The sequence below is a fragment of the Paraglaciecola sp. 20A4 genome, assembly GCF_011378905.1.
Taxonomy (GTDB): Bacteria; Pseudomonadota; Gammaproteobacteria; order Enterobacterales; family Alteromonadaceae; genus Paraglaciecola.
The window spans coordinates 112602-126481 of the sequence record NZ_WTPY01000010.1; the positions used below are offsets into that span (position 1 = coordinate 112602).

Genomic DNA, 13880 nt, shown 5'->3' on the forward strand with positions numbered 1-13880 from the left:
GTGCTTGATAATTTGTACACTCAAGCTGTGTGCTTGCGCAAAATCACGTTTATTAAGCGCAGTGATAGCCTGTTGATGTAACTGCTTGATTTCTTGCATAGGACTCTTAATTTTCCTCAATATCTGACTATATTGACGCTAGCTGAGTAATAATATCAATAAAAAAGGGCACCTTAGGTGCCCTGAATAGTCGATTATCGCTTACATACCAAATTGATAATTGAATTTTAACCCAATGGTACGCGGTCTTTCTAAAAAATGACCATAGTTACGCATGATGTCCACTCGGTTTGAGTTAATATCAGGGCTGACTGCCTGTCCTATATCGCCAAGATCTGTTCTTACCGAAGAATAAGCATACTTATCAAATAAGTTATCAATATATAAGGTGACCGACCAATCCTCATCAGATAAAGATGCACTGACGTTACTCAAAGCATATCCCGCTAGCGCTTCACCTGACTCATGTAAACCTATTGTAGAGTAAACGTCACTTTGTGCAGTGATACCATAAATAACATCAAGTAGCTTACCCCCCATAACCTCGGTTGAGTATTTAAGCCCAAGCGAAAACTGATGCTCTGGAGTGCCAGGTAAACGGTCGCCATCGAATGCATCAGAGTCTTCGAACAAGTCAGTTACGTCCTCAGTCAATTCTGCTTTTGTGAATGCATAGGTCGCATAGGCGCTTAATTCGTCGCTGAAAATAGCGCGTGCCATCACTTCAGCTCCTTTTGAGTTGGCTTTGCCGGCATTGACTAAAATTGGCTGCTGGCCATTTTCAGTTGAACCAGAAACTTGGGCGTCATCCCAATCCACATTGAATAATGCGGCATTGAAATGTAACTTGTTTTTAAGCCACGTGCTTTTAAAACCTAATTCATAGTTAGTGGTAGTATCCGCATCGTAAATTCGCTCATTTGGCAACGCACAAACCTGTTGCACGTCTTCACTTGCATCTGGATCGCACGCTCCAATGCCGTTTGCACCACCGATTCTGAAGCCTTCACTGACGGTGACGTAGCCCATTACGTCGCGACTGAATTGATAGCTGGCATTAAATTTAAACAAACTTCCACTATCGTCTGCGCTGTTTTCCAGCAAATCCAAAATAATTTCGTTGCTCTGCCTAAAATCTCCATCGTCTTCAGTTAGGATAGATGTGTATAACAGTGGGAAATCAACATCAGAAGCAGTTTCTAAATCGTATTGATAAAATCGCGCTCCCAAGGTGATATCTAATTGCTCGGTCACGGCGTAACTGACTTCGCCGTATAAGGCCTTTTCAGTGGTCGTTGTCTCATCTACGGAAATATATTCAAGAGAGTCAGGTCTTAAGTTTCCGCCTGTTTCCCATACGTTGACTGCAAATTCGTCGTATTTAGGGGTGAATTCACGACTTTCACCATCCGACTCTATCTTGTTGTAGAAGCCACCAACGATCCAAGTGAGAGCTGAATCCCCCTTAGAAACTAAACGTAGCTCTTGGGTGAATACATCTCGATTATCGATCTCACGGGTAAAACTTGAAAATGCGGGGAATTCTTCGTAGCTGTAGGCTAGTCGAATTAATAGATCTGTTTGATCTCGTTGACCTAATGCTTCGAAGCTCGATTTACCTGTAGCGGACACCAATTCAGCAAATCCAAGATCGACGGTCAATTCTAAACTAAGAAGATCATCCTCTTTTTCCCGTGGCTCAACGTAGCGATACGCTGACTCGTATTTACCAATAACCTCACTCAAACCATTGCTTTCGGCCAAGGCATTGTAATGAACAATTGAGCGCCCTTCTACTTCCTGCTTTTGATAGAAATACGTTAAAGTGGCGTCGATATCTTCGGTGGGGGTCCAGCGCAGTGCTATTTTGCCAGATAACGTGTCTTCGCCGTTGGCATCCTTTTTAGAGCGAAGGTTACTATCGACATTACTTGCGTCTTGCCAATCAGGATCAGCAATAGACCCCCCCCCTTCACGTACTAAGTAGTTGTAGTCGACAAACCCTGGGTCATGAAGTTTGTTAAGGGACATACGTACACCAAGTACATCATCAATCAACGGTGTGTTAAATACGAATCCTGCCTCAGCGCCAATACTGTCACTCTCGTTCATACTCGATACGTCACCGTACACTTCACCTGATGTGACATCTAACTCTACTTTTTTAGGTAGATAACGAATCGCACCGCCAAGTGTACCTGCGCCATATAGCGTGCCTTGTGGTCCAATAAGTACTTCCACGCGGTCAATATCATTTAAGCGCATATTGATGAACAAAGGAATTTCGCCTACATAAGTTGATACGGTTCCACCATCTGAACTGGGGCCAGAGGAATTGGTGTTCAGTCCGCGCACAATAATTGGTGAGTCGTTACGGCCACCTTGGTCAGTAATGGTTAAACCCGGAACCCAGCGAGCAACGTCATCTAAGTCAGCAATATTTTGTTCCGCTAAGGTATCGGAGGTAAGGGCGGTGATGTTCAAGGGCGCTTCCTGCAATGAACCAGCGCGGCGTGTCGCTGTGACTTCGATTGTCTCAATGCCAATATCCGCACTTTGGGCCATTACCGATGTAATAGGGGTGAAAGTGGCTGAAACTGCCAAAGCAATTGATGTGTGTTTAGTTAGGAAGCGTTTAGCTATCGCCATATGTGTGTATCTCTTTTTTTATGGTTAACGGGTGCACAATAAATGTATGTTCAGGTTCGACTCAGCAGGTTCTATGCCTGTTTTTTTTGCTTTTAACTCCCATTGCGGGTTAAAAATAAGACCATTAACACGCATAATTCATATTTTTATGCATAAAAAATGGTTATATATGAGTCAAAGATAGAAGCGCACCTTAATGATGCATAGCGCAAATAAATTCAAGAAAACTTTACTGCAATTGAGATTACTGGATTAAAAAAGTGGAAATGACTAGCGTTTGCACCAAATTAAAGTGGTTAATAATGCATAACTATTCACTAAATCATAATGACATAGCAATAATAGACACCTGTGCGCTCAGCACATCGTGAACTTATACCCGCTTTAATCGTGTACTTTATTTCGGGTAGGTAAAAAATACAGAGTCTAAAGTCGTACCCGTTAGGATTACAGAAACGTTAGACATAAGCGTCCCTAATGCAGATCTTGAAGGCATACAGGAAAGTGAGGAAAGTGAGGAAAGTGAGGAAAGTGAGGAAAGTGAGCAGCATACAGTCATGCTGCTCTATTTCGGTTGTTACAAATCGCTGTGAGGGCCAAACACTTCATAATGAATTTGCGCGTCCTTAACGCCTAAATCCAATAATTGATTTTTCATAAACTTCATAAAACCTGTAGGGCCACAAATATAAAAATTACCGCTGCCCAAGGGCAACTGTTGCGCCATGGGTGCTAACGACATTAACCCGCTAAACACATTATCTTGCTCAGGAGCGTGGTTTGCATACCAAGTATATGCATTAAGCTCAGGCGTCATGTTCTCAAGCTCAGCAACGCGCTGTGTAAATGAATGTTGATCAGGGTTTTCGCACGCATGTAAAAAATGAATCGGTGTTTGAGGATGGCTATCTACCGTCGCCTCAAGCATCGACATCATAGGTGTTAAACCCACTCCAGCGGAGATAAGCACAGTCGGTAAATGTTGATGTTGTAAAAAGAAGTCGCCAGCCGGTGGCAATATGTCTAGTACATCCCCTTGCTCGACGGACTCATGTAAGTGGTTTGATACCAAGCCATTCACTTCACCCTGTTCACGTTTAACGCTAATACGATACGTGGTGGAGTTGGGTTTGTCGGATAATGAATATTGACGCATTTCAGCATATTCACAGTGCTTAGGCTGAACTTTTATGCCCAAATACTGACCCGGTTTATATCCTATAACCGGTTTACCATCCACTGGAGACAATACAAAACTGGTCACCAACGATGACTCAGGCGTTTTACTCAGCACAGTAAATTTTCGTGGGCCTAACCAGCCCCCAGGAGCCTGTTCAGTTTGCTTATAAAGGTCCCCTTCGCGATTAATAAATATATTCGCTAATGCACCGTACGCTTCAGTCCAAGCTTGCTCTACCTCAGGCGTAAATGCATCTGGCGCTAATTCACGAAGCGTTTCTATTAAATGGTGCCCAACTATATCGTAGTGCTCAGGTTGAATAAAAAAACTCGTGTGTTTGTGGGCCACTCGCTCAACAACTTCACTTAGCACACCTAAGTTATCGATATTTTTGGCATAAGCTGTAATCGCACTAAAAAGCGCAAATTGTTGACGACCATTGGCTTGATTAGCCATATTGAATATATTTTTAAGCTCAGGGTTTAAGCGAAACATGCGCTGGTAAAAATGATCGGTGATCGCAACACCTGCTGATTCCAACAAAGGAATGGTACTTTTCACAGTGGCGATAGTATGAGCTGACAACATAAAAAATCCTCTAATTAAGTCAAGTAAAAAAATATCGTGGGTTTATCTTAGAAATTTAATCAGGTTTACCGTCAACACGGGCCCGAATGAGAACTGGCAGGTAGTGCCAAAGGAATAATACAAACGCCGTTAGCCATAATCCTGCACTCAGCTGCCAAGAAATAACAACGTGAGGAGTAAGTGCAGAAAACGCGCGCACAAACCCGGCAAGCAATAACAGAGCGAAAGCGCCATTCAAACTAACACTAACCTTAAGTACGCGGCCGGTATGACCCAGTGAAACTCTAGACATCATGCTTAATATCATGCCCGACACAGCGCTTATACTAATCAGATGCAGTGCATCTTTTAGGGCTAACAAAGAAGTGAGTAGGCTTATACTGACCAACAATAAGCCTATTGCCATCGCGAAATAAGCTAAATGCAAAGACCACAACAGCGGCACTTGCCAAATGCCCGGATGATACCAACGCCAAAGACGCCATAAGTGACCACACGCAAGCATGATTAATAGGCCGCTGGTTTGAAGAGTAAAGTCTGCAAAAAACTGTGCGGCAAATACCCCTGTGGTAATAAGTGATAACCAGAATAAAGCGTTATCTAACAATGGGTTCTTATATTGTTTCTGTGTAAGCCCTCGGGCGGTAAAAAATGGGATAACCCTTCCGCCAACAAGCGATATGAGGGCGCAGAACAATACAATAGCGCTTTGGGAAAGATGAGAAGCTAGTGCGTATTCCTGCTTTAACACCATAATCACGAACAAAGCATTTAAGCTAAACATACCCACCAAGAGTAAAATTAAAACACGATTGGCAGTATTTTTTGATTTGATTATCAAGTAGCTAAAAAAACCAACCACGCCAAACCACCACGAAAATTGCGCTACGCTAAACACGATGATACTTACTGGAGTATCGCCGAATAATAAGCTCGTTCGAGCAATAACCCAAAGCAACGTTAATCCCATAAGAGCTAAGCCATTAATGCTGCGCAAGCCTGTCCAAGTTTGTACTGCTGTCAGTAAAAAACCGGCTGCGACGCAGGCTGCAAACCCGAATATCATTTCATGGGCATGCCATAACGTGGGGGGCATAGCAAAAGTCAGTGTCCATTTTCCGCTAAACCACAAAGACCATATAGCAATGGCGATCACTGCCCACAGAGTACCGAATAGGAAAAATGCCCGAAATGCTAAAGCAAATAGTACCGCTCTAGGGCTATCGCTAATATTTTTTCTCAAAGGCTCAGTCGGTGAGTGAAGTTGGTTAATTTCATTACTGGCTTTGCTGGCTTGCTTATTAGTGGCGCTATTGAGTGGTGTATTCATCTTCTAATAAACCGCTTTGTGTTGTTCATATTGAGCAATACATCGACAGACGTAAGCTACTTTAAGAACGCTGGCACTAATAATAATGAATATATGGCTAGCTATTTGTTGTCCCAAAGAAAACAAATCGGACAAGGGATAACTAATAATGATACTAAGCAACAATAATCCCAACGAAATCGCCAAGATTGAATTCGCTATATTGAACAGTCTACTAAAACGCGTGCTAGGATTGCTAAATTCAAAAGACACCATAAATGACTCCTATATTCACGTCTCACTGCTGTTAATAGCAATGAACTGACGGATATAACATTGATATAGCAGTAATAATGCCAATAAATTTAAGTACTAAATATCAATAACTTAATAATAAAATACAAAAAATAGAGTCATATTGACCCCAACAATAAAAGTCTAAATGACTCAATTGATACCATATGACACGGAAATTTGTTTATGCGAGTATTCACCCATTAACAATAATGTAATTGACGGATAGAAAATATGATTGAACTCAATTCAACTCTTCTACTAGAGGTCGCGCTGGATTTAGCTAACAGCATTACCAATGAAGACCGTTTCGACAGATTGCTTTCTTCGATTCGCAAAGCCATTAATTGCGATGCGGTAGTATTACTTGCTTATCAAAAAGATCAGTTGAAACCCTTAGCGATTCAAGGTTTGGCACCTGACACATTAGGCCGTCGCTTTAAGCTTAGCGATCATCCTCGTTTGAGCCTTATATGTACTGCAGAACAACCTGTGCGCTTTCCTTCTGACTCGACACTGGCCGATCCTTACGATGGATTATTGTTAGCGCAAGACGGTGATTTACCTGTGCATTCATGCATGGGACTGCCGTTGTACAGTGATGACCAGCTGATGGGTGTACTAACACTTGATAGCTTACAGCCCAATGCGTTTAGCAATATACCTGAGCGCACCTTACAGCTCATATCAGCCCTGTCTGCGGCCACGCTTAAAACTGCAATTCAGCTTAAAGCACTAGAACAACGAGCCCAACAAGCCCAAGACTTGGTCCAAGAACTCACCCACGAAGCGTTAACCCGAGACGGTGGTGAGTTGATCGGTAAAAGCCCAAGTATGATGGCGCTTAAAAGTGATATTCAGTTGGTTGCAGGTTCCGATTACACTGTTTTGGTTTTGGGTAAAACAGGGGTTGGCAAAGAGTTAGTCGCGCGAACGGTACATCAACTATCCCATCGCCGAGAGCAGCCTCTAGTATATTTAAACTGTGCATCAATCCCAGAGACCTTGGCAGAAAGTGAGCTATTTGGGCATACGAAGGGGGCTTTTAGTGGTGCTGAAAAAGAGCGTCCAGGTAAATTCAAGTTAGCCGACTGCGGGACTATTTTTCTTGATGAAGTCGGAGAATTACCATTAAGTGTACAAAGTAAGCTGTTGCGCGTGCTGCAAAGTGGTGAGATTCAGCCCGTGGGTAAAGACAGAGTTAGCATAGTCAATGTGCGCGTTATTGCCGCAACCAACCGGGATCTCGCAGAAGAGGTTAGACTAGGGCGTTTTCGCGCCGACCTGTATCACCGTTTATCGGTGTATCCCATTAGCGTTCCTGAACTTAAAGAACGTGAAGATGATGTATTACTGCTCGCTGGTTACTTCTTAGAAGTTACCGCTCGTAAACTCGGCATACGCCAACTAAAAATGCGTCCAGAGGTTCAAGACGCCCTGCGCGAGTATTCATGGCCGGGCAATGTGCGTGAACTTGAACATGTTATTAGCCGCGCTTCTCTAAAAGCATCACGCAATACAGAGCAACAAGATATTATCTCTCTAACCCCTGAAGATTTAGATTTTGAACGAACGCTAACAACTGAATCAGAGCATAATAAATCGCTTAATACAGGCCCCAAACACAGCGTTTCAACTATTCGACAAGGTCTTAAAACGATGACAGAAGTGTTTCAAAAACAACGTATTGTTGCTGCCCTGAATGATAATCACGGCAACTGGACTCAGGCAGCAAAGCAATTAGATATAGACCGGGCTAATCTGGCGCGCTTGGCTAAACGTTTAGGTATCAGTGTCGAAAAAAATATCAAGCAGTAACAACTTTTTCGTCCTATCGAGCAGTTTTTAATGGCAGCTAAAAGAGAGTTATTCGTCGATTGAATCGCCAGCTGTAGGAGCTGAAAATGTTTTTAAATAGCTTGATTAGCAGTGAAAAAAGCTAAAAATAGCTCCCTATGGCAATATTTGTACAATAGGTCTACCAAAACAGTTGTATTAATATACTATGCCCTAACACTATCATTAAAATTTATCGGTAAAATAATTTCCATTTGTTTTAATGATATAACTTGAGGTTCAGGACCATGTTTTTTTCACGTACAAAATCAAAACTAGAGACACCGATACCCGACAGTTTTGAGTTATCATTTATTCGCTCACTTGAGCGACATTGCGCGACGATATCTTTTTCGCCCGAGGGCATAATATTAGATGCAAACCCTCTATTTTTAAATGCTGTCGGATACAACCTATTAGAGATAAAAGATCAACACCATCGGATTTTTTGTACTAAAGAAGAGTCAGGGTCTAGACAGTATCAGTCATTTTGGACGCAGCTAGCGCACGGTGAAAGCACTAACGGTACCTTCTTGCGAAAACGTAAAGATGGCGGTGATTTATGGCTCGAGGCGACTTATTTTCCTGTGGAGCAAAATGGCAAAATTGTTAGAATTATAAAAATTGCTAATGATATCACTGCTGAGAAACAACGCTTAGACAGCCAAACGGCTATTTTTGAATCTCTTGATCGTTCAAACGCACTGATTGAGTTTACACCCACGGGTGAAGTGATAAGCGCCAACTCTAATTTTCTACAAACCATGGGTTATAGCTCGGTAAATGATATAGCAGGCAAGCACCATCGAATGTTTTGCTCTGAGAATTTCTACCGTGAAAATCCTAACTTCTGGATGGAGTTAGCTAAGGGAGAATTTAAAGGTGGTCAATTTAGCCGGCTAACAAAAACGGGGAATACGGTATGGCTTGAAGCGACGTATAATCCTGTATTTGATGAGCAAGGACATGTGATAAAGATCGTTAAAATCGCATCAAATGTGACAACGCGTATCGAACAGCAACTCGCGACACAAGAGGCAGCAGAAATTGCTTACAGCACCTCAATGCAAACGGCTAAAATTTCTAAAGATGGTGCCGTTATTTTGCAACGCACCGTAGATACGTCAAGCGCGATCGTACGTAGCACACTTACTTCTACCGATCTTATCGAACAGCTAAATAAACGCTCCCAGGAAATTTCAAAAATAGTGACAACCATTAGTGCTATCGCTGATCAAACTAATTTACTTGCTCTTAATGCAGCCATTGAAGCGGCTCGTGCCGGGGAATATGGTCGCGGTTTTGCCGTGGTGGCGGATGAGGTGCGCACCCTTGCTGCCAGAACAGTCAGCTCGACAGCTGGTATTGAACAATTAGTTACCAGTAATAGCGCGCTCACCCAAAAAGCCAAAGACAGCATCGCCGATATTCACGAGCAATCACTGCAAAGTGCCAAACAGGTGGAAGAAGCTGCGACTATTATTGAAGAAGTATTAACGGGCGCAAAATATGTGAGTGAAACCGTTAATCAGTTACGTAACGAAAACTAATATTATAGCGGGTCCGATTATTGTAAAAGCGGTCAGCTATCAATGACGTTTGTTAGTACGATTTACAGGGTAAGAACTTACCTGATAGCTCGATACTAACCCTATCACCCGCGCTATTTTCTTCACGTTTTATATCCATCGAGAAATCAATAGCGCTCATAATGCCATCTCCAAACTCATCTTGGATTAAAGACTTAATTGTTTTTCCGTATACGTTTATCATCTCATATAAACGGTAGAGTAAGGGGTCGTTTGGCACACTTTGGGTAAACGAGCCTTTGTAAGGCACGACTTGCAACCAAGCCTCAGCGTTTTAATCTAAATCAAAAATCTTAGCAACTATTCTTGCTTGCTGGGTGTTAAAAGTCATTTGTCCAAGGCATCCAGCGGTTGTCCACTCCTTTGATTGCCCTACGTCTTGGGCAAGTTGTTGCCAAGTTATCCCTTTTTTCACTTTTGCTACTAGAATTGCTTATGTGACTTGCTCTCTGCTTTGCGTAAAATTTACTCCTAATTAAAATAATGTTGAAATTTTTAAGTTAAATATAAATATATAAAATACAGATTGCTGATAAGCAGCGCACTGGCAATCCCTTGCCAAAAAGCGACGGGATTTCGCTCCATAATGGGTGGTTTAGCTTTGCGCACGAAGTCCGAGTTAGGACTGCGCAAGTCATATATAAATTCTGAGAGCTCTATATAACGCTTAAACGGGTCAATTCGTAGCGCTTTATATAAAGTGGCATCTAACCATGCGGGCAAAACGCTATTGTCGTCTCTGACGGACTGATAAATTAATCTATTTTGCTGGGCACGTGTTCGCGTTTTAGCCACGTGAGTGTGATATGGAAAGCGCCCGCTCAGCATGTAATACGCCAACACAGCTAATGAAAACGTATCTGAGCGAGGTGTACCAACTTCGCCTAAAAAATATTCCGGTGCCATATACAAAGCGGTGCCGAGTAACTCATTGTTGCTACATCCCTGCCCTACTTCCTGTAACCCCGCCACCGTGGTCGAACCAAAATCGATGATTTTTACGGTGCCTTGTAGGTCAATCATGATGTTTTCAGGACGAATATCTTGATGCAACATATCTAAACGGTGAAAAGCCTGAAGACCCTTAGCGATTTGTTCAATAATGTCCCGTACAGCTTCAAGCTCTGGTTTAGGGTTGTCGGTTATCCATTGGCGCAATGACTGACCTTGCACGTATTCAGCCACCGAATAAATAAAGTGTTTAGGCCTCGCGCTAGGGGGAACATTTAGTACATGAGGATTATGAATGCGTCGTCCGATCCATTCTTCTAAACAGAAGCGTTCTAAATACTCATCGTTATCCGATAAGTCCACAGAAGGTGTTTTCAAAACCCATTGTTGCGAAGTCGCGACATCTTCCACTAAATATACATGACTACGTGGCGATACATGCAAAGAACGAACGACGCAATAACCGTCAAAATCATCTCCGGCTTGCAACATAGGGGGTAAAGGCAAAGCGGTCAATTCGCTGGTAATGGGCTTATGCTGGGATGTCATCAGCCTTTGTACCCGAGCAAGTTGCAACGTCAGATTATCATCTCCTCCATTGGTCAGGGCCTTGTGCACCATTGTCTCAGCGAGTGCGTTAGCAGAATGTTCACCATCAATGTCCTGCGCAGATGTTATCGTTTGCAGCATATCCCCAGGTGATAAGTATTCGTGCACCCCGTCAGTACACAAGATAAACGTATCACCCTGACAAACAGGAATATGAGAATAATCAATATCAAGCTGAGGATGCATTCCGAGCGCGCGGCTCAAGTAACTTTTCCCTTGCGCGGCATACTGTCGATGGTCATTAGAAAGTTGCTCTAATACACCGTCTCGTAAAAGATAAACGCGCGCATCACCAACGTGAAAAATGTGTGCCGTATTGCCTTTGATAACCAATGCACTAAAAGTGCATACATAACCTTTCTCAATATCGTAGCGAAATTCACTTTGTTTGGTATAACCATGCAGCCACGCATTAATAGACTGCATCACTCGTCTGGCAGACGTTTCAACTGACCAGGCATCAGATGTGGCATAATAATCTTGCAAAAAGCTATTAACTGCCGCTTTACTCGCGACCTGACTAACGTTGCTACTGCCGATACCATCAGCAATAGCCAGCACATGCCCTTTTAAGCGACTCTGGGTGTCATCAGCACTATGCCAAGCGCTATAATCCTGGTTAATAGATTTAAGGCCAGCAATACTATGCTGGCCAGCCACTAACTTAGCGAGATGCATGCTCAGCAACTGAGCTTGAGGCTAAATCAGCCGTTTTTGTATAAGGTAAATTACGTTTTGGTGCTGTACGTACATGGGTGCTATACAAGGTTAAGCCAGTGAAGGCTAAGCCGCCCACTAAGTTACCCAATGCAGTAGGTATTTCGTTCCATACGAGGTAATCCATTACTGAGAAGTCACCACCTAAGATAAGGCTGAATGGAAACAAAAACATGTTAACCACTGAATGCTCAAAACCCATAAAGAAGAACAAGAATATCGGCATCCACATGGCGATCACTTTACCGCTGACATGAGTTGAAATCATTGCTCCAACCACGCCTAGAGATACCATCCAGTTACACAACATGCCGCGAATAAAAATAGTAAACCAACCTGCAGTACCATATTCAGCATAACCCAAAGTTCGAGCTTCGCCGATTGAAGCAACTTTTTTACCTATCGCTCCGGGGTCGGCGTTAAATCCATAAGTAAAGATGAAGGCCATCATAATGGCGACTGTTAACGCACCACCAAAATTACCTAAAAATACCAAACCCCAATTGCGCAATACTCCTTGAATAGTCACGCCGGGTCGTTTATCTATAAGGGCTAGTGGCGTCAAGACGAAAACCCCGGTTAGCAAGTCAAATCCCATTAAATACAACATACAAAAACCTACAGGGAATAAAATAGCCCCCAGTAGGAACATGCCCGTTTGCACCGCAATCGTAATAGCAAAAACCGCCGCCAACGCTAAAATTGCACCCGCCATGTAGCCGCGGATCAATGTATCTCGCGTCGACATAAATACTTTCGATTCCCCTGCGTCTACCATTTTAGTGACAAACTCTGCCGGTAATAAATAAGCCATAAGTAACCCCGTTTAAGTGAATGTGTTTAGCTAGTTTTCAATCTTGTTCGGGTATTTCATTAATTTTGTCCTTTCAAGCAAACCAAAAAAAACGGCGCCAGTCTTTCTGCTGTGAAGCACAAAGACTAGACGCCGTCGTCTGAATTAATTTGTTTGAGAGGGCAAAATCACCCGAACATGACTTAAGCTATAACAAGTCTTATGCCAATTAATAAATTCCATCATTTTCAATTAGTTAATTAAAATCAGCGGTATTCACTTGAAACATTTTGGTGCAAAAATAACTTTACGAGTGCAAACACGCTACATTTTCGCTCAACACCGAAAAATGCCGGAAAGAATAAACATCTACTTTAGGTATCTAACTGCACAAGCGCGTTGCGGCAACCGAGTTGCGCCAACCGAGTTGCGGTCGACGCTCGATCCCGACTGGTCGCTTACCCAAAAATGTATAATATTGAAACTTGACTGAATCGTCGAAATTGGAGCGCTAACCGCGTTACGGGAAACGAGATTCATAACCGCTAACCGCGTTAAGGCAAGTGCGTTGCGTCAACCGAGTTGCGGTCAGCGCTCGATAGCGACTGGTCGCTTACCCAAAAATGTATAATATTGAAACTTGACTGAATAGTCGAAATTGGAGCGCTAACCGCGTTACGGCAACTGCGTTGCGCCAACCGAGTTGCGGTCGGCGCCCGATCGTGAGTGGTCGCTTACCCAAAAATGTATAATATTGAAACTTGATTGAATAGTCGAAATTGGAGCGCTAACCGCGTTACGGGAAACGAGATTCGTAACCGGCAACCGCGTTGTCGCGACTGGTCGCTTACCCAAAAATGTATAATATTGAAACTTGACTGAATAGTCAAAATTGGAGCGCTAACCGCGTTACGGGAAACGAGATTCATAACCGCTAACCGCGTTACGGCAACCGCGTTGTCGCGACTGGTCGCTTACCCAAAAATGTATAATATTGAAACTTGACTGAATAGTCGAAATTGGAGCGGGAAACGAGATCCGTAACCGGCAACCGCGTTGTCGTGACCCCTTGGGGTCGCATACTAAGTAGTTATATTCTATTACTTTCAACGTCTAAATTTGGAGCGGGAAACGAGATTCGAACTCGCGACCCCAACCTTGGCAAGGTTGTGCTCTACCACTGAGCTATTCCCGCATAATGATGTGGTGTTTACTAACTTTGTCACTTTCAAATTTGGATCGCTAACCGCGTTACGGGAAACGAGATTCGTATCCGCTAACCGCGTTACGGCAACCGCGTTGTCGTGACCCCTTGGGGTCGCATACTAAGTAATTATGTTCTATTACTTTCAACGTCTAAATTTG

7 protein-coding genes, 1 tRNA gene and 1 pseudogene are annotated in these 13880 nt (G+C 43.1%); 2 read left to right on the forward strand and 7 right to left on the reverse strand.

The genetic code is table 11. The features are described from left to right. Positions 1-201: 201 nt before the first annotated feature. The 3 genes from GQS54_RS11985 to GQS54_RS11995 form a co-directional block, all read right to left on the reverse strand. Complete coding sequence (locus tag GQS54_RS11985) at positions 202-2565, reverse strand: TonB-dependent receptor (protein ID WP_240919921.1); 2364 nt, start codon at positions 2563-2565, stop codon at positions 202-204. A 661-nt stretch (positions 2566-3226) separates the two neighbouring features. Further along, positions 3227-4417, reverse strand: a complete 1191-nt coding sequence (gene hmpA / locus GQS54_RS11990) for an NO-inducible flavohemoprotein (protein WP_166424221.1) — start codon at positions 4415-4417, stop codon at positions 3227-3229. A 55-nt stretch (positions 4418-4472) separates the two neighbouring features. After that, on the reverse strand, positions 4473-5747 hold the full coding sequence (locus GQS54_RS11995) for an NnrS family protein (RefSeq protein ID WP_166424222.1): 1275 nt from the start codon (positions 5745-5747) through the stop codon (positions 4473-4475). Between the two features lie 507 nt (positions 5748-6254). Here GQS54_RS11995 and norR point away from each other — a divergent pair. Then, complete coding sequence (norR, locus tag GQS54_RS12000; protein ID WP_166424223.1) at positions 6255-7838, forward strand: nitric oxide reductase transcriptional regulator NorR; 1584 nt, start codon at positions 6255-6257, stop codon at positions 7836-7838. A gap of 266 nt (positions 7839-8104) precedes the next feature. Continuing rightward, on the forward strand, positions 8105-9406 hold the full coding sequence (locus GQS54_RS12005; protein WP_166424224.1) for a PAS domain-containing methyl-accepting chemotaxis protein: 1302 nt from the start codon (positions 8105-8107) through the stop codon (positions 9404-9406). 52 nt (positions 9407-9458) lie between these two features. Here GQS54_RS12005 and cynS read toward each other — a convergent pair. From cynS to GQS54_RS12025, 4 genes and pseudogenes are all read right to left on the reverse strand, one after another. Next, a pseudogene (cynS, locus tag GQS54_RS12010) lies at positions 9459-9875 on the reverse strand (cyanase). Between the two features lie 65 nt (positions 9876-9940). Next, positions 9941-11683, reverse strand: coding sequence for a bifunctional protein-serine/threonine kinase/phosphatase (locus GQS54_RS12015; RefSeq protein WP_166424225.1), 1743 nt, complete (start codon positions 11681-11683; stop codon positions 9941-9943). After that, entirely contained in the window at positions 11670-12536 is an 867-nt protein-coding gene (locus GQS54_RS12020; protein ID WP_166424226.1) for a formate/nitrite transporter family protein, read from the reverse strand. Before GQS54_RS12020 ends, GQS54_RS12015 begins: the two co-directional genes overlap by 14 nt. Before the next feature lie 1099 nt (positions 12537-13635). Then, a tRNA-Gly gene (locus GQS54_RS12025) sits at positions 13636-13710 on the reverse strand. Positions 13711-13880: the final 170 nt, after the last annotated feature.